We start from the raw sequence: 22679 nt of genomic DNA on the forward strand, positions 1-22679 counted from the left end.
AGTGCTCCGGCGCCAGGCGCCGGAGCATTCAAGCAGCTATTTTGCGCCCCAGTACTTGGCGATCAGCGCATCGAGGCTGCCATCGGCCTTGATCGCCTTCAGTCCTTCATTGAAGGCAGCGACATTCTCGTCACCCTTGCGGAAGACCAGCCCCAACGGATCGGACTGAAGATTCCTGATCGGCACCACCAGTTCGCCCGCGAATTCCTTTTCATATGCGGCGGCATTGGCGCCGTTGATCACAACGCCGTCCACGTCCTTGTTCTTCAGCGCAATGACGGAGGCCGCGAAACTGTCATAAGCGACCACATTGTCCTTGCCGACAATGCCTTCGGCGACCTGTGAATCGGTGGTGTTGGCTTGTGCCGAGAGCTTCTTGCCTTTCGCCTTGAAGTCATCGAGGGACAGGCCCTCGTCTTCCACGCGCATGAGGACAGCCTGGCTGTTGATGATGTAGGGGTCCGAGAAATCCATCGCCTTCTTGCGTTCCTCGGTGATGGAGACGCCGGAGGCGACCAGGTCGAAACTGCCCTGGTCGAGGGCAGCGAAGATGCCGTCCCAGCCGGTGGTGACGAATTCAGCCTTGCAGTTGATCTTGCCGCAGACCGCCTTGATCACGTCGACGTCGAAACCGATGATCTGGCCAGTCGCCGTGTCGACGCTTTCCATTGGCGGCGAGGTGGTGTCGGAACCCACCTTCAGCACCTTGCCGCCGAGGTCGGCGGCGCCGGCAGCGCCGGCCGTCAACAGCGCTAGCGCAAGTCCGATCAGGGTCTTCTTCATGCTCTTCCTCCCATTTGATGATTAGCGGCGGTTTCGTCCGCCGAGATTGTCCGGCTGTCGGCCGATGAGCTCGGGCCTCGAGACCATGGTGAGCTTTGCCGGGTCTTCGCCCGCCATACGCCGCAGCAGAAACTCGCCGAGCTTGCGGCCAAGGAGTTCGATTGGCTGGTAGAATGTCGTGATCGGCGGGGTGAAGTAGGCGCTGACGTTGATGTCGTCATAGGCGATGACGTCGACATCCACCCCGACCCGCCGCTCAAGGCTGCCCAACGCCGACAGGACGCCGAGCGTGGTGGATTCGTTGATGCACACCAAGGCCGTTGGTGGACTGGGCAGGCCAAGAAGCCTGAGCGCGCTGTCACGGCCGAAGCGGGTCGACAGATCGCCGTCAGCCACAAGGTCCATGGATGCTGCAAGCCCTGCCTCGTCAAAGGCACGCGAGAATCCGTCGATCCTGTCCAGGGCATAGGAAAGACGGCGATCTGCGTTGATCAGGGCGATACGTCTATGTCCGCCCGCGATCAGTCGCGCCGTGGCGGTGAACGCCGCCCATTCATTGTCGACATCGACATGGGCATAGGTGAGCGGCTTGCGACAGCGACCGAGCGACACGAATGGAAAATCACTTTCGACCAGCATGTCGATACGAGGATCGTCGGCCTGCACACCGGAAAAGATCAGGCCGTCGGCCGCGCTCTGATCGACGATCCGCCGCGCCGTGTCGAAGGCGTCGCCGAAATCCCGGAAACCGTGCACGGACAGCTGATAGTCGCTGTTTTCCAGCGCCTGGCTTATGCCGCTCAGGATTTGTGTGTATTCAACGCCGTCCCATTCGTAGCCGGCCGCGGACGTTATCGGCATCAGCACCGCCGCCCGATAGGTCTTGCCGGTTCTCAGCGCCATGCCTCGGGTGTTCGCCTGATAACCCAGATGCCGCGCGGCGGCGACGATGGCGTCCCGGGTCTGCTGCGCAACCACGGGCGAACCGTGCAGGGCCTTTGAGACAGTAGCGATCGAAAAACCGGTGTGGGCCGCCAATGTCTTGATCGTCGGCGAAAGCTCTCGGCCTTCAGATTTCTTGTTCTCTGCCATGGATGGTTGCTATCCCTTGGGGTGAGCATCCGTAGCACCGCATAAAAACGTTTTCAAGAATAATAAAAACGTTTTTATAGAAATTCTTCCACGCGAGATTGAAACGGCGGCGGGGCGATGATGCACACATCATCACCCCGCCGGTCAGGAGACAGGGTCGACCAAAGAGCCCGGAGACACCGCCTCCTGCCGGCGCCAACAGGCGTTCGGCTTTCAGGCCTCAGCGCGCCGGTGGCGCGTACATCAGGCCGCCGGCGTTCCACAGCGCGTTGACGCCGCGCGAGATCTTCAACTGGCTGGACTGGCCGAGGTTGCGTTCGAACATCTCGCCGTAATTGCCGACCTTGGCGACGATGTTGTAGGCGAAGGCAGGGTCGAGCCCGAGCTGCTTGCCGTTGTCGCCCTCGACACCGAGGAACCGGCGGATCGTCGGATTTTGCGACTTCAGCGAGGCTTCCGCATTGGCCTGCGTGATGCCCTCCTCTTCCGCCTCGATCAGCGAGAACAGCGTCCAGCGCACGATGTCGAACCACTTGTCGTCGCCCTTGCGGACGGCCGGACCGAGCGGCTCTTTTGAGATGATCTCGGGCAGCACCGTGAAAGCGGCAGGATCGGTCAGCTTCAGGCGCTGGGCGTAGAGCGCTGAGGCGTCCGTGGTGTAGACGTCGCAGCGGCCGCTATCGAACGCCTTGATGATGCTGTCGGCGGAATCGATGACGACCGCCTCGTATTTCATCTGGTGGGCGGTGAAGTAGTCGGCGACGTTCTGTTCGGTGGTCGTGCCTTGTTCGGCGCAGACCGTGGCGCCCGAAAGCTTGAGCGCGCTGTCGACGCCGAGGTTCTTGTGCACCATGAAGCCTTGGCCGTCATAATAGGCGGCGCCGACGAAGTGGATGCCCAGGCCGGTGTCGCGCGACAAGGTCCAGGTCGACTGCCGCGACAGGACGTCGACGGTGCCTGCCTGCAGCGCGGTGAAGCGCTCCTTGGTCGACAGCGCGACGTAGCTCACCTTGTCGGGGTCGCCGAAGACGGCGGCCGAAACCGCGCGGCAGAAGTCGATGTCGAAGCCGCTCCATTTGCCCTGGTCGTTGGGCGCCGAAAAGCCCGCCACGCCCTGGCTGACGCCGCACAGGATCGAGCCTCTCTGCTTGACGATGTCGAATGTATCCGCCCTTGCCGGCACGGCCAACGTGGCCGATGCCAACAAGAGCGCGGTGATCAATGCATGTCTCATGGTTTCCTCCCTTGATGAGGCAAAAGCCTCCCCTGCCGCCGGCGCGTGGAGCGCCGGAAGTTCTTGAAAATCGCTGTTGTTAAGTCTGCTCGCGGACCGCCGAGGCGGTGCGCGGATCTGTCCTAAGCCCCTTCCGCCAGAACCGCCGCCAGCGTCTCGTCGAGTACCCCGACCAGGTGATCGGCATTGGCCCGGCTGAAGATCATCGGCGGGCGCATCTTCAAGACATTGTCATGTGGCCCTTCGGTGCCGATCAGCACGCCGCGTGCCCGAACACCGTCATTGATGCGGCGGGCAAGTACCGTCGCCGGCGCCTTGGTCTTGCGGTCCTCGACCAGTTCGATGCCGAGGAAGAGGCCCTGGCCGCGCACATCGCCGATGATATCGTAGCGGGCCTGCAAGGCCTTGAACCGCACCATGAGATAGTTGCCGATCTCCAGCGCATTGCGCCTGAGCCCGTCGCGTTCGATGACATCGAGCACCGCAAGCCCGGCCGCGCACGACACCGGATTGCCGCCGAATGTGTTGAAATACTCCATGCCGTTGTTGAACGAAGCGGCGATCTCTGGTGTCGTCACCAAGGCCGCCATCGGATGGCCATTGCCGATCGGCTTGCCCATGGTGACGATGTCGGGTGTCACCCCCTGGGTCTCGAACGCCCACCAATGGCTGCCGACACGGCCGAAGCCGACCTGCACCTCGTCGGCCACGCAGATGCCGCCGGCAGCGCGCACCATCGCGTAGACCTCTGCGAGATAGCCGTCCGGCAGGAACACCTGGCCGGCGACGCTGGGGATCGATTCCGCCAGGAACAGGCCGGGCGCACGACCTTGCCTGGTCATCCCGGCGATCTGCTCGGCGACGCTCTCGGCAAAGCGTTTTGCATGTTCACCGACCGGCCATTCGGCCGGTGCGCGGTAGCTGTCGGGAATGGTCGCCTCGAACACATGCGCCGGCCGCCCCTTGCCGCCCTTGCGCTTGTATTTGTAGGGGCTGAGGTCGATCAGTTCCTGCGTCGTGCCGTGATATCCCCAGTCGAGCACGATCGCCTCGCTGCGGCCGGTATGGGTCCGTGCCATGCGCAGCATCAGGCTGTTGGCCTCACTGCCGGAGCAGGCGAAGGATGCCACCGACAGGCCGGCGGGCAGCGTCGCCGTCAGCCGTTCGGCATAGGTGACGATGGTATCGTGCAGATAGCGCGTGTTGGTGTTGAGCTTGGCCGCCTGGCCCGCGATCGCCTCGACCACGTCGGGGTGGGCATGGCCGAGGTGGCAGACATTGTTGAAGCAGTCGAGATAGGCGCGGCCGCGGTCATCGATCAGCCAGGCGCCCTCGCCGCGCACGAACTTGATCGGCTCGGAATAGGAAATGGAGAGATTGGGCAGCAGCGACATCTTGCGCGCCGCCACTATCTCCGGGCGGGAACGGCCGCTTTGGCGGAAGGTTTCCGGCGGAATGCCGGCAAGATCGGCGGCATCGGGAAACAGTTCCTTCCACACGTTCAGATAACGCTCCTCGCCGACCCCAAGAATGTCGCGTGCGGCGAGGCTCGTATCCGTCGATATCTGGAAATGCAGATGCGGCGCCCAGCCGCCATTCTCGGCTGGTGTGCCCATCTCGCCGACAAGCGCACCTGCTTCCAGATGGTCGCCGGCCTTCAGCCGCTGTCCCGCCTCATGCGCCATGTGTCCCCACAGGGTGACGAAAGGCGGGCATCCCTGCGGCGCATGCTCAAGCGCCACCAGGCAACCATAGCCGAGCGGATCCTCCTCGATCTCGACGCTTCTGACCGTGGCGGCCAGCGGCGTGTAGAGCCGTGTACCCGCCGGCATGAAAAGGTCGAGGCCAAGATGGTTGGCGCGACGCGCGCCCTCGACGAAACGCGACTGGAAGATGTCGCTGGTATAGACCGTGCGGGCTTCGCCCCACGGGCCGATGCCGAGCGCAATGCCATGCTCGGCGCAATAGGCATCCCACCATGCCGTCGCCTTCTCGGGCTGCTGGGCCGCCGATGTCACCGTCATCGGATTCTGCGGATCGCCGTAAGGCACCAGCGCCTTGGCAAGCGTCGCCGGATGACGGTCGAGGACCGGTGCGAGCCGCGTGCGGTTTGCCGCGATCCAGCCTGTCACCGCTCGCGCACCGGGAGCGGCCTCGAAGCCGCAGGCCTGGCGCAGGATCGCCGTGGCGAAGCGCCGGTTCATTCTGTCCAGACGACGCAGCAGCCGCCAGGCCGGGGCTTCCGAGATCGACAGATAGGGATTGTCGGCGGTACGGTCCCTGCGCGCGGCAGACAGCGTCACGGAGGTGACGAGACGCATAGCGGTAAGGTCGAAAAGCAGGTCGAGTTCTTCCTCCCGCAGCGGATATTCCGCATGGAAGCCGGCGGCCAACCGTGCGGCGGCGCCGATCGGATCCTCGGCATCGAGGATCGCATAGGCACAGGCGACGGCAACCTCGGCGATGAGCACGCTGTGCAGCGCATCGCCGAAATCGATCAGCCCGGCGACACGCTCGGGCTTTTCCGGATCGACGAGCACATTCCAGTCATTGGCGTCGTTGTGGATGACCTGCGCCCGCAATGCCGGCAGCCGGGGTGCCACCACGGCATCGAAATGATCGAGAAACCGTTCAAGCAGGGCGCGGTCCTGATCGTCGTCGATATGGTGAAGGCGTTGCCGCGCAGCTCCCGCCTGGCGAATGTCCCAGTCGAACGTGCGCAACGCGCCGGGGTGGATGAAGCCCTGCAGGGCGCGGTCCAGCCGGCCGAGCGCGCCACCCAGGCTTTCGAGCAGCGCCGGCGTGGTCTGGCTCTCGGCCAGCGGTAGGCCGGGCAGCCACGACACCAGGCGCACGGCATGATCCTCGCCGCCGGGACCCCTGGCATGCGCGAGCGAAGCGCCTTGTACCGTCTTCCTCAGGCGCGGCACGGCCATATCTGGGCTGTTGCGCTCGAGATGATCGAACAATGCCGTCTGGAATTCACTCTCGACGAGCGGCTCGCTGGCGTTGACGATTTTCAGGATCCACAGCGAATGGTCCGAGGCAGTCAGCTTGAAATTCCGGTCGCGCTCGCTGTCGAGCGGCGTGACGCTGCCGGCAATGCCGAAGTGCCGCGTTGCGATATTGACGGCCTCGTTCTGCGAGACTTGAGGCGCTGGGTATGAGACGTTGGTCATCGGGATTCCGGATCTGCTTTGTCCAAGCTTGGCATGGGCCAAAAAATCGGGCATCCGGCAAAGCGTCGGTTGCGCCGGCACAATGACTGCATTGACCGGCACATTAACGGAACCGCTTGGAGCGTGACGTCATGAAAGAACTGGACGCCAAGGACCGGGACATCCTCGCCATTCTGTCGAAGGAGGCCCGCATCCCGCTGAAGACGCTTGCCGGGCGCATCGGCCTGTCGCGCAGTGCGACGAGCGAGCGGGTGGCTTCGCTGGAAAAGAGCCGCGTCATCAGAGGCTACCGGGCCGATATCGGTCAGATGGACGCCGGGCTGGTCTGCGCGTTCCTGCTGGTCACGCTGATCCGCACGCCGTCAATCGGCATTCTCGACCAGCTGGCGCGCTATCCGGAAGTCCGGCGCGTGTCGTCGGTGAGCGGCCAGCTCGATCTCATCGTCGAGGTCGAGGTGCCGTCGATCGACAGGCTCAACACGGTGCGCGACCTGATTGCCACGCTCGGCGGCGTCGAGGACCTGACAACCGCAATCGTCCTGCGCCGGGATATCGAACGTGCCGTCGGTTGAATGCCCGCAACAGCGGTCATCCTTGATACCGCCTATTTGGCTTGATGCCGCCTACTTGGCGATCTCCAGCAGGGATGCCACCAGCAGCTCGCGCTCGTCCTTCGACAGCACGTCGGAATCGAAAAGGTTCATGCTGCGCAGCCCCTCGATGGCGAGATAACAGACCAGCAGCGACTTCAGATCCGGCGTCTCGCCCTTCAGCCGTTCGAAAAGCTGCCGCTTGAATGTCTTTATCGGCGTCATGAAATCGGGATCCTCGGCGATCGCCGAAAAGATCCAGGAAGCCGAGGGCTGCTTTTCCTCGCAATCATTGGCCGACAGCCTGATATAAACGGCAAGTGGATTTTTACCGTCGTCGTTGCTGCTGGCGGTTTCCAGCGCCTGCTCAAAATCGCGCAGATAGCCCTCGACCAGCCCCTGCATCAATTTGGCCTTGGTCGGGAAATTGTAGAGCAGCCCACCCTTCGACACGCCGGCGCGGTTGGCCACCGCTTCCAGCGACAGGCTGCCGGGCCCGGATTCCCGGGCGACATCAGCCGCCGCAGCGAGGATCTTCTCGCGCGAATTCGGTCGTTGAGCTCTCATGGCGCCTCCCTAAGCAAGCTTAGGCCCAATTGACAAGACCGTCCAGACGGTACAGTAAGATCGCCGCCATTTGAAATCGGGACCCGCAGTCGATATGTGTCCCGATGTCCGTGCTTCGCGCCGGATTTCGACTGAGGGGACTTCCTTGTTCAAGCGCATACTTCGTTTCTTTCTCATCATTGTCGTCCTGGCTGTGCTCGCCATCGTGGTCGGTGGCATTGTCTGGTTCAACTTCTTCCGCGACAGCATGATCAAGCAGTATTTCGCCACCATGAAGCCGCCGGCTGCAACGGTGTCGACAACCATTGCCAAGCCGTCGAGCTGGACGCCGGGCGTCGAGGCGATCGGTACGGTGCGAGCCGTTCGCGGTGTCGACCTGACGGTTGAGACCGCCGGCATCGTCAAGGAAATCCCCTTCCACGCCAACGAGAAAGTGGCGGCCAATGCGGTGCTGCTGCAGCTCGATGACGCTGTCGAGCGCGCCGATCTCGACGCCCAGAAGGCGCAGGCCGCGCTCGATCAGACGTCGCTAACCCGCGCCCTCGAACTGACCAAGCGCGGTGTCGGCTCCGACTCGACACTGGACAGCGCGCGTGCTGCGGCCTCCGCTTCGGCATCCCAGGTCACTAGGCTGCAGGCCGTGCTCGACCAGAAGCAGCTGACGGCGCCCTTCGCCGGCACTGTCGGCATCCCGAAGATCGACCTTGGCCAATATCTGTCGCCCGGCACCTCGGTGGTGACGCTGCAGGATCTCGACACGATGCGGGTCGACTTCTCGGTTCCCGAACAGCAGCTCCCGCTGCTCAAGATCGGTCAGACGGTTCGGCTCGGCCTGAGCGGCTCGGACATGCCATTCGCCGGCGCCATTCGCGGCATCGACCCCAAGATCGACCCGTCCAGCCGGCTGGTGAACATCCGGGCCGAAGTCGCCAATCCCGATGGCAAGCTCACCCCTGGCCAGTTCGTGCAGGTGCGTGTCGAGCTGCCCGAGGAACAGAATGTGCTGTCGCTGCCGCAGACGGCGCTGACCACCAGCCTCTATGGCGACTTTATTTTCGTCGTGCAGCCGGCCAAGCCCGCGGATGCCAAGCCTGCGGATGCCATGAAACCAGCAGTCGATGCGATGAAGCCGGCGGCTGATGCCACGAAGCCTGCCCCCGACGCTGCCAAGCCAGCGGACAAGGCCGCTTCTGATGCCACCAAGCCAGCGGCCGACCCGGCCAAGCCGGCGGCGGAAGGCGACAAGCCCGCGCTGGTGCTGTCGCAGGTCTTCGTCAAGCCCGGCCGCCGCAATCAGGGCATGGTCGAGATCGTCGAAGGGCTGAAGGCGGGCGAGGAGGTCGTCACCGCTGGCCAGAACCGCCTTTTCAACGGCATGTCCGTCAATGTCGACAACACAGTCGACCCGACCAAATCGGCGAACAAGCAGGCCGACCAGCAATGAGCTTTTCCGATCTCTTCATTCGCCGGCCCGTCCTGTCGACGGTCCTTGCCTGCATGATCCTGCTGCTCGGTTTCCAGGGCATCTTCAACCTGTCGATCCGGCAGTATCCGAAGGTGGACGAAACCGCGATCACCATCACGACCGCTTATCCGGGTGCCAGCGCCGACCTGATCCAGGGCTTCATTTCCGCCCCGATCGCGCGCGCCGTCGCTTCGACCGAGAACATCGACTACGTCACCTCGTCGAGCCGTCCGTCCTCCAGCACCGTGACGGTGCAGATGAAGCTCGGCTCCAACCCCGACGTGGCGCTGACCGAAGTGCTGTCCAAGGTCCAGGGCGTGCGCGGCACCTTGCCGGACGCCTCCAAGGACCCTGTGATCGTCAAGGGCACCGGCCAGCAGTTCGCGATGATGTACATCTCGATGCAGAACCCGAACATGACGAAGGAGCAGCTGACGGAGTATATCGAGCGCGTCATCAGGCCCCGCATGTCGACGGTCGAAGGTGTCGCCGACGTCCAGATCTTCGGCGCCCAGCAATATTCGATGCGCGTCTGGATCGACCCGATCCGGCTTGCCGCGCGCGGCGTGACGGCGGCGGAAGTGCTGGCGGCAATCAACAATTCCAACTTCCTGTCGGCGCCCGGCAACACCCAGAACGAATATGTCGTCTCGTCGATCACCGTGCGTTCGACGCTGCAGACACCGGAAGCCTTCGCCGAACTGCCCCTGCGTTCGACCGACGGCAACGTCGTGCGGCTGCGCGACGTTGCCCGCGTCGAACTCGGCGCGGAAAACACCGACACCAGGGTCTCCTTCAACGGCAAGCCTGGCACCTTCCTCGCCATCTTCCCGACCCCGGCGGCCAACCCGCTGACCACCGCGGCAGCGCTCACCAAGCTCGTGCCGCAGATCCAGGAAACGCTGCCGAAAGGCATGACGATCGAGGTCGTCTATGATGCGACCGGACAGATCAGCGCCTCGATCGACGAGGTGTTCAAGACCATCGCCGAGGCGGTTGCCATCGTCGTCGTGGTCATCCTTCTGTTCCTTGGCTCTTTCCGCTCGGTGATGATGCCGATCATCACCATCCCGCTGTCGCTGATCGGCGTCTGCTTCCTGTTGTTTGCGGTGGGCTATTCGATCAATCTTCTGTCGCTGCTGGCCATGGTGCTGGCGATCGGCCTTGTCGTCGACGACGCCATCGTGGTGGTGGAGAATATTCACCGCCACATGGAAGAAGACCACATGTCGCCAATGCAGGCGGCATTCAGCGGCATGCGCGAAATCGCTTCGGCCATCGTCGCCATGACCATGACGCTGGCCGCCGTGTTCGCGCCGCTGGCCTTCACCGGCGGCCTGACCGGTGCGCTGTTCCGCGAATTCGCGGTCACGCTCGCCGGCTCGGTCGTGCTGTCGGGCGTCATCGCCGTCACCATCACCCCGATGATGTCGGCGCGCCTCTTGAAGGCCGGCACGCCCGGCCGTTTCCAGCGCATTGTCGATGGCATTTTCGCGCGGGTCGAGCACGTCTATGAGCGGGCCGTCACTGGCTCGCTCAACTATCGCCCTTTGACGCTGATCATCGTGCTGGCGCTCGTCGGCGTGACCGGCTTCATGTTCACCAAGACATCGAGCGAGCTGGCGCCGGAAGAGGATCAGGGCTTCCTGCTCTCGCTCGTGACCGCGCCGACCTATGCGACATCGGACTATACCGAGACCTATGTGAACCAGATGCTCGGCCTGGTGAGGGATATTCCGGAAACGCGGGCGCAGTTCTCGGCGGTCGCCTTCGGTGGCACGACAAACAGCGCCTTCGTCGGCTTTGCCTTCAAGGATTGGGCTGAGCGCAAGCGCAGTTCTAAGGAGCTGCAGGCCGACATCACGGCCCGCCTCGCCAAGGTGGCGGGTGTCCAGGCCTTCGTCTTCGCACCGCCGACGCTGCCGGGCTCCGGCGGCGGCCTACCGATCGCCCTGGTGGTACGCTCGACCGGCGACTCCGCGGAAGTGTATAAGGCGGCCGAGCAGATCAAGAACAAGGCGCAGGCCTCCGGCCGCTTCATCGTCGTGCAGAACTCGATGTCTTATGATTCGCCGCAGGTGACGGTGACCATCGATCGCGACCGCGCCGCCGCACTCAACCTGCCGATCGCCGATATCGGCCGCACGCTGACGCTGCTGGTCGGCGGCGCCGAAGTGGCGCAGTTCGACCGCGACTCCAACAGCTATGACATCATCCCGCAGGTGCCGCAGCAATTCCGCGACAACCCCGAAAGGCTCGGCGAATATTTCGTTCGCAGCGTGACGGGCGAGATGGTGCCGCTGTCGGCCGTGGTGAAGATTTCGAACAATGCGTCGCCGGCGGCCATCGAACAGTTCAACCAGCTGAATTCGTCGACCATCTCCGCGCTGCCACTGCCCGGTGTTACCACGGGCGACGGTTTGAAGGTCCTCGAGGATATTGCCAGGGAGAGCCTGCCCGACACCTTCTTCATCGATTATTCCGGCCAGTCCCGGCAAGAGAAGGAACAGGGCAACACCATCCTGATCGCTTTCGGAGCGGCCGTCATCGTCATCTACCTCGTGCTGGCGGCGCAGTTTGAAAGCTTCCGCGACCCGCTGATCATCATGATGGCGGTGCCGCTATCGATCTTCGGCGCCATCGTACCGCTCAATCTGGGCCTCGGCACGCTCAACATCTACACGCAGGTCGGCCTGATCACGCTGATCGGCCTGATCACCAAGCACGGCATCCTGCTGGTCGAATTCGCCAACCAGCAGCGCGAGGCGCATGGCATGCGGCGGCGTGACGCCATCATCGCCTCGGCCAAGGTGCGGTTGCGGCCGATCCTGATGACGACGGCGGCCATGGCGCTTGGCGTCGTGCCGCTGATCACGTCGAGCGGCGCGGGTGCGGCGGCCCGCTATTCGATGGGCCTGGTCATCTTCACCGGCATCCTGGTCGGGACCATGTTCACGCTCTTCGTCGTGCCCATGTTCTACACCTTCATCGCCAGCAAGGACCTGCCGCATCACGCGGAAAAGCCGGATCCGAAATTGATGCCGGCACTGCAGGACTGATAGAAACCGAAGAACAAAAAAGAGGCCAGGATTTCCCCGGCCTCTTTTTTTGGCTGCGCTCGATACCGCCGGCTTGAGCGGTGCTCAATACCGCCGGAATGTTCCGGCGGGAGTCCTGAACAGGCGCGGCAGTAAACCGGCCCGTTCCCAGCCTGCTACTTGACGATGACGATGCTGGTGTTGGCCGGCCCGAAGGTTTCGACAAGCTGGTAGAAATCGGCGGCGTTGTCGGGATGCAGCCGCACGCAGCCATGCGAGGCCGGCTGGCCGAGGCGCTTGATGGCATAGGTGGCGTGCACCGCGTAGCCGCCGCTGAAGAACACCGAGTGCGGCATCGGGGCGTTGTCGTACTTCTTCGAATACCACATCTCATGCATGCGCGTCGGCTTGAACGAGCCGGTCGGCGTCACATGCGCCCGGTCGCCGGTGGAAACCTTCCAGGCGAACGTCGGCCGGCCATCGACCGAAACTTCCATGACCTGCTGTGACAGCGAGACCCGCGCCACGATCTTGTTGGCGGCGTGCGCCGCGTTTGCGCCGAACAGAAGTGCTGCACCGGTGAGCGCGGCGGCGGTGATGTTGATGAGCTTGGCGGAAATGGTGGTGTGCATGATGTCCCCTCTCTCTGCCGGTTCGGCCGGCTCCAATTCGATGTGCGGCTTATCGCTGTGGCATGTTTCGAAGAGATTTCGCGAAATGCTCGTTTGTGTTTCGAATCTGTTTCCTCTGGTTAACGGGTAGGCGGTCTTGGCGACTGCGGTCTCACCCGCGAAACGGGGATGGGATGCGGCGCATGGGTATTTCCCGTGAAACGAAAGTTCGAATACCTCTTATATGAAAGAACGGGGCTCGATCTCGAAACCAATCTGCAACAAAACGCTGCTTCGGGCGGCATGATCCGGATACGGGCGGGAAGCAAAGTTGACGCAACGAAAGCAGACGGCAACGACCATGGGAACGAAAACGAACACGCGGTCCTGGCTCTTCAGGATCAGCATCACGGCAGCAGTCATCGGCGGCGTCGGCACGGTTGCCGGCGGCCCCGCGGCAAGGCTGGCGGCGATGAGTTCGAGCGATATCTCTACCCTGCACGTCGCCCTGTTTTCCGCCTCGGTCTGGATTGTTTCCAGCCTGCGCATCGCCCGGCTCAAGGCCCTCTGGCGGGTTGGCCTTCGGTTGCTGGCATTGCGCGGCCCCTCCGGCAACTTGCTGCCGAGAGGACCGAAGGCCCGCGCCGCTGCGGGGGGCTCCGTGGGCGGCGCGGGCACTTCGGGAGTTTCCTGAAGTACCCGCGACACATTCATTTTTGAAGAATTGACACTTCTGGGGAGTTGGAACGATGAAAACGAAATTCGCAGCCTCGGTGCTTTCCGCACTGCTTTATGCGCAGGGCCTGCTCGGCTTTGCCGCCCTTGCCACTGTTCTGCTTAAGAACCGGGCCCACGCGTACGAAATCGCCATGGCCAATGACGTACCATCGGGTCCGTCGCTACTGGTGGTACGCTGAGTTTCGGGAGCGTCGGTGCGTTGGAACATCCGATGCTCAGCCAGCAAGATAGCCCGAGTGTCCAGCCTTCAGTCGGCGAATTGTTGTGGCGGATCGAACCGGTAGCCGGTGCCGCGTATGGTGGTGATGGTTTCGGTGTCGAGCTTGCGGCGCAGCCGCACGATACGCGAATCGATCGAGCGATCGAAGGCGTCGGCGTTCTCGGCCGGTGCGGCGGCGATGATGTCGTCACGCGTCAGCACCTTGCGGGGGCTCGCCAGGAACAGCCTGAGCAGCGCCACCTGACCGGGCGAGAGCTGCTCCTCCGTGCCGGAGCGGTGCATGACGATCGCCGATCTCAAATCGACGGTCGCGTTCTCCAGCACGATCAGTTCCTGGGTGCCCCTGCCGCGCCGCGAAAGCAGGCCGCCGACCCGGGCGGCCAATTCCCTGACATTGAGCGGGCTTTCGACAACGTCGGCCGCACCCAGTTCGAGCGCCAGCACCTTGTCGACGAGATCGGCTGGCCGGCAGATCAGGATGAAATCGGGCCCATCCTCGCCGCCCCCGCCTTGGCCGCCATAACGCCTCAGCAGATCCCGCCCTTCCGCCTGGCTGAGGCTGTCACCGACGACAACGACATCGATGCCCCCGCCCGCCAGCAGCGATTCCGCCTCCCAGGGCTGCCGCGCCTGGCGCACATCATGGCCACGCCGCTCGAGATGGTCGGCAAGTTCGGTCGCCACCACCTCGGCAACGGAAACAAGTGCAATGACGGCTCGTGCGGCCATGTTTTCCAACCGTTCCCTTGCAACCGGATATGAGTGCTGGACATCATGTTTATACCCAATCTACTTTCCACTGAAAGTGGGAGCGAGGGCATCGTGCGGGCAAGAATTATTATCGTCGAGGACGAGCCCGACCTGAGGGACGCGGTTGCCGAATATCTCGGCGCCGCCGGCTATGATGTGGCGTCTGCGGAAACCGCTGCCGCCGCGCGCAGCCTGATCGAAACTCAATCCTTTCATCTGGCCATTCTCGACATCGCCATGCCGGGCGAGGACGGGCTGTCACTCGGCCGCTGGCTGCGCTCGAAAATGCCGATCGGCATCATCTACGCGACCGCCGCCGGCACTGCGCTCGACCGTATCGTCGGGCTAGAACTCGGCGCCGACGACTATATCGTCAAGCCATACGAACTGCGCGAGTTGCTGGCGAGGGTGCGCAGCGTGCTGCGCCGCGTTCCAGAGCCAACGGAGCTGCTCAACAAGAAAGCCAGGACGGACCGCCGTTCCGTCGCCTTCGGCCCGTTCCAGGCCGATCTTGACGGCCGGCTGGTCACCGGCGTCAACGGCGCCGTGATCGACATGGCCAAGAGCGAATTCGATGTGCTGGAGGTTTTCCTGACCCGCGCCAACCGGCTTTTGACGCGCGCCGCGATCTCGGAGGCCATCGGCTTCACCGAGGATCCGGAATCGTCGCGCGCCGTCGACATCCGCATCATGCGCCTGAGAAAGAAGATCGAGGCGGATCCGGCCAACCCGAAATTCCTGCGCACGGTGCGCGGTGAAGGCTATATCTTCTCGCTGCCGACCGGCGACAGCAACTGAGCACCAGGCCCACGGGGTCTCAGGTTCACAGCCGTTGCTCGCCGATCGAATTGGGCCGATCGGATTGGCCCGACCGAATTCGGATGACTTTGGAATAACGGCTGAAAATGACGGGCGAAGCAAGAAGCACGGATACACAGGGTTTCAGGCAGGGCGCGGCGATGGCGGCCGTGCGCGTCGTTCGCCGGTTGCGCGAGGCCGGCGACTGGCAGCGCGAGATGGAAGGCATACTGGAAACGCTGTGCCGCGCCATGGAGTGCCAGCGCGGCATCCTTTTCCGCCTGCGCGAACTGCCCGGCCAGGGCTTTGCCCAATCGGTGTCCGCCTACTGGATCGACCCCGACTTCGGCGGAGAACTGGCCTCGCCGACCGTCATCATGCAGTCGATCGTCAATTCGGATCCACTGCTGGAGCGCGTGGCCGAGGACGAACGGCAGGGCAAGATCTTCGCCGGGCATACGCGCAATCTCGAAGGGTTCCTGAGAACCGATTTCGAAAAGCAGAGCATCAAGTCGTTCCTGTCGGTGTCGGTCTTCGCGCACGGTCATCTGTGGGGCACGCTCGCGGTCAATGATTGCGTCGAGGAGCGCGAGTGGACCGACGAGGAAGAGGCAACGCTGCACATCATCGCGCTCGCCATCGGCGACGCCATCGAACACTCACCCTCCGATGCCCATGCCAGCGAAGTGATCCGCCGCACCATGCTGCAGGCCTCGCTCGACGCCATCATCGTCATCGACGAGGCCGGATCGATCATCGAATTCAATCCTGCCGCCGAAAAGATGTTCGGCTTCCAACGCAGCGACATCCTCGGCAAGGACCTGCTCGACACCGTCGTGCCGGAATACTACCGCAAGGGTTATTCCTCGGGCGCCGACTATATGTCGGGCCGCGGCGCGCCGATGGTCGGCCAGCGGCTCGAGACCGTGACGCAGAATGCCGCCGGCGAGGTCTTCCCCATCGAGCTGACGGCGACCGAGATGCGGGTCGCCGACCGCCGCCTGATCTTCGGCTCGATCCGCGACCTGCGCGACAGGCTGCGCGCCGAGGAAGAGATCAACCGGCAGCGCGAGAAGCTGCATCAGAACGAGAAGATGGCGGCGATGGGCTCCCTGCTCGCCGGCGTCTCGCACGAGCTCAACAACCCGCTGGCGGTGGTGGTGGCGCAATCGACGTTGTTGCACGAATTCGCCTCCGACCCACAGACCAAGGTCCGCGCCGAGAAGGTGCGTGCCGCCGCCGAGCGCTGCGGCCGCATCGTCAAAAGCTTCCTGTCGATGGTCCGCCTTCATCCGGCGGCACAGGCCGAGACCGACCTCAATCAGGTGATCCGCGCCGCACTCGAGGTCACCGCCTATGGCGCGCGCTCGAGCGGCATCATCATCGACACCGATTTCGCGCCGGGTCCGCTGCTGGCCATGGCGGATGCCGACCATGTGACGCAGGTGGCGGCCAATTTCCTCATCAACAGCCAGCACGCTTTGGCCGGTGTTGCCGGCGACCGGCTGATCAAGGTGCGGACGTTCCGCAGCGATCTGGGCAAACCCGGTTTCTCGGTAGAGGACAATGGGCCCGGCATTCCCGAAGCGATCCGCAACCGGATCTTCGAATCCTATTTCACCACCAAGCCTGTTGGTGTGGGCACCGGCATCGGCCTGTCGATCTCGAAATCGATCATCGAACGGCACAATGGCAATGTCTGGTTCGAGGAAGTGCTGCCCAGAGGCGCGCGTTTCGTCGTCCAGTTGCCGGCCATTTCCGCCGGTATCGCCGCCGCCGGTGAAGCCCAGCCACGCTCGAGCGGCCTGCGTCACGCCCTGATCATCGACGACGAGCCTGACGTCGCCGGCTCCTTGTCCGACATTCTCGAACTGATGGGCATCAAGTCGCGGATTGCCCCTGTCTGGGAATCGGGCGCCGCCACCCTGGGCGGCCACATGCCGCCGGACATCGTCTTTTCGGACCTGCGCATGCCCGGCATATCAGGCATGGCCATCTACCGCGAGCTGCTCGTCGAAAGGCCTGACCTGGCACGGCGTTTCGTGCTGGTCACCGGCGATCTGATTGGCGCCAAGGCGGAAATCGAAGCCTTGCCGGCGCCGCAGCGGCCACAGATCCTGGAAAAGCCGTTCAGCACGCTCGATGTGCGCAGCGTGCTTTCAACCATTGCCGAGCAAGCGGCCCTGAACGGATAGAAAAAAGGCTCCCGGCCGATTGCGCGGCGGGAGCCGAAGGGAGCGCTGGAGGGAGCGCTCGGGGAGGTCAGAGCATGATCCCGAAGAGGGAACCGGTTTCGGGATCACGCTTCGACAAAAATCAGAAAACGTTTGGCGTGTTGGTCAGCGGCGCGGCGTTGGCGATCATGCGGATCGCACGGGCCTTGTGTGTCCCGGACTGCTCGGCGATGGCGCGCAGGCAATCGACGCTCTCGGCGCCCCAGGACTGCCCCTTGCAGGCGAAGTCGAGCGTCGGCATCGGCAGACGGGCGGTCTTGATTGTCGTCAGCGCGCCGTCAACGACGTTGGCCGGCGGATTTAGCGATGCGAAGGCCGGGCCAACTGTCGGCGTGAACGCCATGCCGGCGAAGGCGCAAGCAGCCAGCGCCATGAACATGGCCATGGGGTGGTCGCTGGCGCGCTGGCGCAGGGCCAGCTTCGGGCGGCGGTCAGCGCGCTCTGGAGCCTGGAGGCGGAGTTCGCTGCTGATGGTCTCGACTTTCGCATACATTGCCTTCCCCTTCGCTGCGTTTCTTTTTGGTGATGAAACGAACTTAATCGCACTTTGTAACAGCACAAAATTGGTTAAGCTCTGCCAATGTAACCAAATTGAAACAGCGGTTTCGGGCAAAACCGGGCATAACCAGTCATTTCGCGGGGCATCTGGCTGAGGCAAGCGAATCTCAGGTCAAGCCCGTCAGGTCTTCCAGCCAGACGCCTCCCTAACACCAGATCGGCCGGGCCTGGGCGAGCCCTTTTTGCCTCTCGGCGAGGCGTCCAGTTCTTCAAGCCCACGCTTAGTCGAAATCGAGCGGAGACGACATTTCGGAAACCGGGGCTAACACCCGGATTCTCCGCAATTTTCCTGGCTGGCGGCTGCGTCGAATTCAGTCTGGAGCGACGCAAAGACTCTACGCCAAAATCATACGAATTTTTACAAGCCATTGCATTTCAATGAAAAATATGATTTTATTGAATGATTATTCAACAAAAAGAAGAGACGTTTTATGAACCCGCACCTCCGTGACGTGGCGATCCCCAACGATTGGGACCGGCGGGGACTACCGGGCTGGAGTTACCATTCCGATGCCCTTCTCGAGCTCGAGAAGGAGCATGTCTTCCGCAACCATTGGCAGATCGTCGGCCATGTCAGCGACGTGCCCAACGCCGGCGACTACCTGACCATGGACGTGGTCGGCGAACGCGCCCTGATCGTGCGCGGCAAGGATGGCGTCGTGCGTGGCTTCAACAACATGTGCCGCCACCGCGGCAGCCGCGTCGTCGCCGACAGCCAGGGCAATTGCAAGAACGCGCTGGTGTGCCCGTTCCATGGCTGGGTCTACAATCTCGACGGCACGCTGCGTGGCGCCGCGCGCCCGCGCTCCTTCCCTGATCTCGACAAGACCGAGTTCGGCCTGATGCAACTCGATCTCGAAATCTGGATGGGTTTTATTTTCATCCGCTTCCGCAATGGTGGGCCGCAGCCTTCGGTCGCCGAACTGATGAAGCCGATCGAGCCCGAATTCGCGCATTACAATGCCGCCGACATGGTGCCGTCCTGGGGCATTTGGAGCCAGAAGACCCCGGTCAACTGGAAGTCGGTGCGCGATGTCGACAATGAGGGCTATCACGTCGCCATGGCGCATCCTGCGCTGCAAGATCTTTATGGCGCGACCTACTTCGACGAACCCTTCATCAACGGCGTGTCGCGATCCTTCGCCACCTACAACCCGCATGCCGGCCGCCGCTGGAGCGTCAAGAACTATGTCAACATCGCGCCCGAGCCGACACATCTGCCGGACTATCTGAAGAAGGCCTGGGTCTATTACGGCATCTTCCCCAATACGGTGATTTCGGTGATGCCGGAATCAGTGCAGTTCTATCAGGAGTTTCCGCTGTCGACGGGTGAGACCTTGCTGCGCGGCGCCATCTACCGCTACCGCGACGAAAGCCGCGAACAGGCCGCCGCCCGCTATCTCTCCTTCCGCATCGACCGCGACACCATGTCGGAAGATGTGCAGCTGTCCGTGTGGTCGAACGAATCCATGCTGTCCGAAGCCTTCGAGGGCTTTTATCTCTCCGACCTCGAATATGGCGTGCGCACCCACCACGACCATCTGCGCAAGATGCTGCCGGTCTTGGGCCTGGAGACGGCGCCCGAGGAGAAGGACATGTGGAATTTGAACGACGCGCTCAGATCGCGATCGTAGACCGCTGCCTATCACCGTTTGATAACCAAAGGCACGATAGTGTGGGATCGGCCGCCACTGGCCGTTGGACCCGGGCATGTCGAGCATCACACCACTGCGAACCAATCCAACGGCAGGCCTGGCCGTTCAGCTCCTGCAAGGCTTAGACGCCAAGGTGTCCGGTCGTGACCAGTCGGCAACGCCTGGGTTGGTGAGCGACGATCGCGCCAGCAAGGCAGTCTCGACGATCATCCGCATCCTCATGGACGCAAAAGGCAACACCGCCGTCGCGGCCCAGGCGCCTGGCGCGACCGTCAGCGTGTCGACCGGGAGCGGCAACGACGCGGTATCGATAGACGCCAACGAGGCCGATATCGTCGACACCGGCGCTGGCAATGACGTGATCGCCATTCGCACCTCAGGCGGCCTCACGAATTGGGGCGGTGGCGTACTACCATCAGTCAGTCGCATCTACGCCGGCAGTGGCAATGATGCGATCTCGATCGCCGCGCACGGCAGCGCCACCAACGTCGATGGCGGCGACGGCAACGACGCCATTGCAATCACCAGCACACAGGCCGGGCAGGAACCATTCGACCGCGGCATAGACGTCATCAACGGTGGCGCCGGCGATGACAGCATGGCGCTGTCAGCAGCCTCCGACGTGGACCGCGTCTATGGCGATGGCGGCAATGATGCGATCGCCATAAGCGCCGGCCGCTCCGTCTGGCAAGTCGATGGCGGTGACGGCAACGACCAGATCGCTATCGCTGCCGCCGGCGTGAGCCATGTCTATGGCGGCGGTGGCCGAGACACGATCAATGTGGCCGCGCGGGGCGTGAACCAGATCTATGCCGGATCGGGCGATGACACCGTGGCCGTGAGCGCCGATCGCGCCTCCCGCGTGCATGGCGAAGACGGCAACGACCTGCTGCAAATCATGGCCTCCGATGTAAGTGATGTCGATGGCGGCAGCGGCGACGACACGATCATCATCACCGGAGACAAGATCGCCTCCGTCCACGGCGGCGCCGGCGATGACAGGATCGTCCTGAACAACACCGGCGACCGGGCCGCGCATGTTTTTCTGGTCAATGGCGAAGGCCACGACCAGATCGAGACCAACGGAGCACTGGCGATCTCGCGCTTCAACGATGACGGTACGCAGCGTCTGGACATGGCCAATGCAAAGGTCACCCAGAACGATGACGGCACGCTGACCATCGGCTTTTCGGATAGCGCCGACACCATGACCGTCAAGCTGACGGGCGCCATGGCCGGGGCCAAGCTGGCCTTCGATATTCCCCGGGATGGAAGGACGCTCCTTATCCGCGCCGCCGATCAGCCCGTAAAAATGCCGTGGGAATAGTCCGCAGCCAACAGCGCGCGGGTAATTGGCGAAACCATTGATGAGAGCGCCCCTCTCCCCGTCACTATACGGAGAGAGGATGCCGGCAGGCAGGTGAGGGGCAGCACAGTGCCTGCGAGATTATCGCGTTGGACTGGCGACGCATTTGCGGATGCGGCCAATCGCCAATGTTGGCGCCGCCCCTCATCCGCCCTTCGGGCGTTCGTCGTTCGAAAAGCCAAGCAATTGGCTTTTCGTCCGCTGCGCGGGCCTCTCCTCACCTCCCCGTGAAGCGGGGAGAAGGAAGAAGCCTCACCCCCGCCACACGCCTTCTTTTCTGAGATCGTCCATAGTCCGCGAAATGCCCTCGCGCAAAATGCCGACCATGTCGTCGATCTGCTCGCGCGTGATGATCAGCGGCGGCGACATCACGCACATGTTGATCAGCGGCCGCACCAGCAGGCCAAGTTCGTGGCAATGCGCGTCGATGCGTTTACCGACATCCTTGTCGAGCTGCAGCGGGTCCTTGCTTTCGCGGTCCGCCACGCATTCGACGCAGCCCATCAGCCCGACGCCGCGCACCTCGCCGACCAGCGGCAGCTCTTCCAGCGTCTTCAGCTGCGCCTGGAAATACGGCGCGACTTCCTGCGTGTGAGCAAGCACGCTTTCTTCCAGCAGGTCGAGGTTTTTCAGCGCCACGGCACAACCGACGGGGTGGCTGGTGTAGGTCAGACCGTGGCCGAACATCGCGTCGGGATGGTTCGAGCGGCGCAACTCCTGCAACAGCCGTTCCGAGATGATGACGCCGCCGAGCGGGAAATAGCCTGAGGTGATACCCTTGGCGAAGGTGATCATGTCGGGATCGATGCCGAACACGTCGCCCGAGGCAAAGACATGGCCAAGCCGGCCGAAGCCCGTCACCACCTCGTCGGAGACATAGAGGATGTCGTTGTCGCGGCAGATCTCGCGGATGCGCTTGAGATAGCCGTCCGGCGGGATCACGACGCCTCCTGATGCCTGCACCGGCTCGCCGACGAAAGCACCGATCTTGTCGGCGCCGACGCGGGCGACCGTGTCGCGGAACTGGTCAACGAGGAAATCGGTGAAGGCGGCAAGGCTCATGCCGTGCGGACGGCGGAACGGATCGGGCGAGGACAGCTTGATCACCAGCTCGTCGGCGCCGTCCATCCAGTCGCGGTCGCGCGGACGGCCGTTGAGCGAGGCCGACAGATAGGTCGAGCCATGATAGGCGCCGCCGCGCGACAGGATCAGCTTCTTTTCCGGCCGGCCGCGCACATTGTTGTAGAACTGCATGAAGCGCAGCGCCGTCTCGACGGCCGACGAGCCGCCGGTGGTGTAGAAGACATGGCTGAGATCGCCCGGCGCATGGTCGGCGATGCGCATGGCAAGTTCGGCCGACGGCGCGTTCATCGTGTACCAGGGCGTGTTGTAGGACAGCGCCATCGCCTGGTCGTACATCACCCTGGCCAGTTCCTCGCGGCGGTGGCCGACATTGACGCACCACATGCCGGCAGGCCCGTCGATCAGCCGCTTGCCGGTGTTGTCGGTGATGTAGATGCCATCGCCTTCACCGATCAGCGCGCGTGCCTCGGCACCAACCGAACCGGCATAAGGCCAGGGCTGGATGAGATGGCGCTTGCCCAGTTCAATGGCATCGTCGCCGCCGGACGCTGCCATTTCGGTCGCCTTCAGGTCTCTCACCGCAGCCATTGTCGTCTCCACATCTCTTTCGAATTTTCCTGGACCTCAAAAATCGGCGGTAAATGCCGGAAATGTCGGCTTTCTTCACCTAATTTTGAATGTCCGTTCAATCAATATCTCAGAAATAGCGCTTGATTTC

The 22679-nt window shown here is 62.9% G+C and carries 18 protein-coding genes; 8 read left to right on the plus strand and 10 right to left on the minus strand.

Annotation, left to right across the window (positions count from 1 at the left end; translation table 11 throughout):
• Positions 1–36: 36 nt before the first annotated feature.
• From AC1D05_RS11430 to AC1D05_RS11445, 4 genes are all read right to left on the minus strand, one after another.
• On the minus strand, positions 37–783 hold the full coding sequence (locus tag AC1D05_RS11430; RefSeq protein ID WP_477440842.1) for a transporter substrate-binding domain-containing protein: 747 nt from the start codon (positions 781–783) through the stop codon (positions 37–39).
• Between the two features lie 21 nt (positions 784–804).
• Positions 805–1875 (minus strand): LacI family DNA-binding transcriptional regulator, encoded by a 1071-nt coding sequence (locus tag AC1D05_RS11435; RefSeq protein WP_477440843.1) that lies wholly within the window; start codon positions 1873–1875, stop codon positions 805–807.
• Positions 1876–2095: 220 nt separating this feature from the next.
• The gene (locus AC1D05_RS11440) at positions 2096–3109 is read right to left on the minus strand and encodes an amino acid ABC transporter substrate-binding protein (protein WP_477440844.1); all 1014 of its coding nucleotides are present in this window, start codon (positions 3107–3109) and stop codon (positions 2096–2098) included.
• 122 nt (positions 3110–3231) lie between these two features.
• Positions 3232–6288, minus strand: coding sequence for an aminotransferase class III-fold pyridoxal phosphate-dependent enzyme (locus AC1D05_RS11445; protein WP_477440845.1), 3057 nt, complete (start codon positions 6286–6288; stop codon positions 3232–3234).
• Positions 6289–6419: 131 nt separating this feature from the next.
• On the opposite strand from AC1D05_RS11445, the gene AC1D05_RS11450 reads away from it, so the two are divergent.
• The gene (locus tag AC1D05_RS11450; RefSeq protein WP_477440846.1) at positions 6420–6860 is read left to right on the plus strand and encodes an Lrp/AsnC family transcriptional regulator; all 441 of its coding nucleotides are present in this window, start codon (positions 6420–6422) and stop codon (positions 6858–6860) included.
• A 51-nt stretch (positions 6861–6911) separates the two neighbouring features.
• Here AC1D05_RS11450 and AC1D05_RS11455 read toward each other — a convergent pair whose 3' ends face one another.
• Positions 6912–7445, minus strand: coding sequence for a TetR/AcrR family transcriptional regulator (locus AC1D05_RS11455; RefSeq protein ID WP_477440847.1), 534 nt, complete (start codon positions 7443–7445; stop codon positions 6912–6914).
• A 145-nt stretch (positions 7446–7590) separates the two neighbouring features.
• Between AC1D05_RS11455 and AC1D05_RS11460 the strand changes: the two genes are divergently transcribed.
• Both AC1D05_RS11460 and AC1D05_RS11465 read left to right on the plus strand, forming a co-directional pair.
• On the plus strand, positions 7591–8889 hold the full coding sequence (locus tag AC1D05_RS11460) for an efflux RND transporter periplasmic adaptor subunit (RefSeq protein WP_477440848.1): 1299 nt from the start codon (positions 7591–7593) through the stop codon (positions 8887–8889).
• Positions 8886–11969 carry an efflux RND transporter permease subunit gene (locus tag AC1D05_RS11465; RefSeq protein WP_477440849.1) on the plus strand — a complete coding sequence of 1028 codons (3084 nt, stop codon included), beginning with the start codon at positions 8886–8888 and terminating at the stop codon, positions 11967–11969. Before AC1D05_RS11460 ends, AC1D05_RS11465 begins: the two co-directional genes overlap by 4 nt.
• Positions 11970–12124: 155 nt before the next feature.
• On the opposite strand, the gene AC1D05_RS11470 is transcribed toward AC1D05_RS11465, so the two are convergent.
• Positions 12125–12580: a L,D-transpeptidase gene (locus AC1D05_RS11470; RefSeq protein ID WP_096450896.1), complete on the minus strand. Its 456-nt coding sequence runs from the start codon at positions 12578–12580 to the stop codon at positions 12125–12127.
• 219 nt (positions 12581–12799) lie between these two features.
• Complete coding sequence (locus AC1D05_RS11475) at positions 12800–13108, minus strand: hypothetical protein (protein ID WP_477440850.1); 309 nt, start codon at positions 13106–13108, stop codon at positions 12800–12802.
• Positions 13109–13308: 200 nt separating this feature from the next.
• On the opposite strand from AC1D05_RS11475, the gene AC1D05_RS11480 reads away from it, so the two are divergent.
• Positions 13309–13476: a hypothetical protein gene (locus AC1D05_RS11480; protein ID WP_477440851.1), complete on the plus strand. Its 168-nt coding sequence runs from the start codon at positions 13309–13311 to the stop codon at positions 13474–13476.
• Positions 13477–13544: 68 nt separating this feature from the next.
• Here the strand turns inward: AC1D05_RS11480 and AC1D05_RS11485 are convergent, their stop codons facing one another.
• Positions 13545–14246, minus strand: coding sequence for a winged helix-turn-helix domain-containing protein (locus tag AC1D05_RS11485; protein WP_477440852.1), 702 nt, complete (start codon positions 14244–14246; stop codon positions 13545–13547).
• Positions 14247–14291: 45 nt separating this feature from the next.
• Here AC1D05_RS11485 and AC1D05_RS11490 point away from each other — a divergent pair, with 45 nt between their 5' ends.
• Both AC1D05_RS11490 and AC1D05_RS11495 read left to right on the plus strand, forming a co-directional pair.
• Positions 14292–15065, plus strand: coding sequence for a response regulator (locus tag AC1D05_RS11490; RefSeq protein ID WP_477440853.1), 774 nt, complete (start codon positions 14292–14294; stop codon positions 15063–15065).
• A gap of 107 nt (positions 15066–15172) precedes the next feature.
• Positions 15173–17260: a PAS domain S-box protein gene (locus AC1D05_RS11495; RefSeq protein WP_477440854.1), complete on the plus strand. Its 2088-nt coding sequence runs from the start codon at positions 15173–15175 to the stop codon at positions 17258–17260.
• A gap of 121 nt (positions 17261–17381) precedes the next feature.
• On the opposite strand, the gene AC1D05_RS11500 is transcribed toward AC1D05_RS11495, so the two are convergent.
• Positions 17382–17792, minus strand: a complete 411-nt coding sequence (locus AC1D05_RS11500; protein WP_477440924.1) for a hypothetical protein — start codon at positions 17790–17792, stop codon at positions 17382–17384.
• Between the two features lie 496 nt (positions 17793–18288).
• On the opposite strand from AC1D05_RS11500, the gene AC1D05_RS11505 reads away from it, so the two are divergent.
• Both AC1D05_RS11505 and AC1D05_RS11510 read left to right on the plus strand, forming a co-directional pair.
• Complete coding sequence (locus AC1D05_RS11505) at positions 18289–19491, plus strand: aromatic ring-hydroxylating oxygenase subunit alpha (RefSeq protein WP_477440855.1); 1203 nt, start codon at positions 18289–18291, stop codon at positions 19489–19491.
• 76 nt (positions 19492–19567) lie between these two features.
• The gene (locus AC1D05_RS11510; RefSeq protein ID WP_477440856.1) at positions 19568–20839 is read left to right on the plus strand and encodes a calcium-binding protein; all 1272 of its coding nucleotides are present in this window, start codon (positions 19568–19570) and stop codon (positions 20837–20839) included.
• A 291-nt stretch (positions 20840–21130) separates the two neighbouring features.
• Here AC1D05_RS11510 and AC1D05_RS11515 read toward each other — a convergent pair whose 3' ends face one another.
• The gene (locus AC1D05_RS11515) at positions 21131–22549 is read right to left on the minus strand and encodes an aminotransferase (protein WP_477440857.1); all 1419 of its coding nucleotides are present in this window, start codon (positions 22547–22549) and stop codon (positions 21131–21133) included.
• Positions 22550–22679: the final 130 nt, after the last annotated feature.

Source organism: Mesorhizobium sp. P2_E9, assembly GCF_056403815.1.

Bases quoted from the DNA above. Each gene is read 5' to 3' on its own strand.
- AC1D05_RS11515 (WP_477440857.1), bottom strand. From the start codon at position 22,549: ATGGCTGCGGTGAGAGACCTGAAGGCGACCGAAATGGCAGCGTCCGGC.
- AC1D05_RS11455 (WP_477440847.1), bottom strand. From the start codon at position 7,445: ATGAGAGCTCAACGACCGAATTCGCGCGAGAAGATCCTCGCTGCGGCG.
- AC1D05_RS11465 (WP_477440849.1), top strand. From the start codon at position 8,886: ATGAGCTTTTCCGATCTCTTCATTCGCCGGCCCGTCCTGTCGACGGTC.
- AC1D05_RS11470 (WP_096450896.1), bottom strand. From the start codon at position 12,580: ATGCACACCACCATTTCCGCCAAGCTCATCAACATCACCGCCGCCGCG.
- AC1D05_RS11435 (WP_477440843.1), bottom strand. From the start codon at position 1,875: ATGGCAGAGAACAAGAAATCTGAAGGCCGAGAGCTTTCGCCGACGATC.
- AC1D05_RS11490 (WP_477440853.1), top strand. From the start codon at position 14,292: ATGTTTATACCCAATCTACTTTCCACTGAAAGTGGGAGCGAGGGCATC.
- AC1D05_RS11510 (WP_477440856.1), top strand. From the start codon at position 19,568: ATGTCGAGCATCACACCACTGCGAACCAATCCAACGGCAGGCCTGGCC.
- AC1D05_RS11450 (WP_477440846.1), top strand. From the start codon at position 6,420: ATGAAAGAACTGGACGCCAAGGACCGGGACATCCTCGCCATTCTGTCG.
- AC1D05_RS11445 (WP_477440845.1), bottom strand. From the start codon at position 6,288: ATGACCAACGTCTCATACCCAGCGCCTCAAGTCTCGCAGAACGAGGCC.
- AC1D05_RS11485 (WP_477440852.1), bottom strand. From the start codon at position 14,246: ATGGCCGCACGAGCCGTCATTGCACTTGTTTCCGTTGCCGAGGTGGTG.
- AC1D05_RS11480 (WP_477440851.1), top strand. From the start codon at position 13,309: ATGAAAACGAAATTCGCAGCCTCGGTGCTTTCCGCACTGCTTTATGCG.
- AC1D05_RS11440 (WP_477440844.1), bottom strand. From the start codon at position 3,109: ATGAGACATGCATTGATCACCGCGCTCTTGTTGGCATCGGCCACGTTG.
- AC1D05_RS11430 (WP_477440842.1), bottom strand. From the start codon at position 783: ATGAAGAAGACCCTGATCGGACTTGCGCTAGCGCTGTTGACGGCCGGC.
- AC1D05_RS11475 (WP_477440850.1), bottom strand. From the start codon at position 13,108: ATGCGCAGGCTGGAAACAATCCAGACCGAGGCGGAAAACAGGGCGACG.
- AC1D05_RS11495 (WP_477440854.1), top strand. From the start codon at position 15,173: ATGACGGGCGAAGCAAGAAGCACGGATACACAGGGTTTCAGGCAGGGC.
- AC1D05_RS11500 (WP_477440924.1), bottom strand. From the start codon at position 17,792: ATGTATGCGAAAGTCGAGACCATCAGCAGCGAACTCCGCCTCCAGGCT.
- AC1D05_RS11505 (WP_477440855.1), top strand. From the start codon at position 18,289: ATGAACCCGCACCTCCGTGACGTGGCGATCCCCAACGATTGGGACCGG.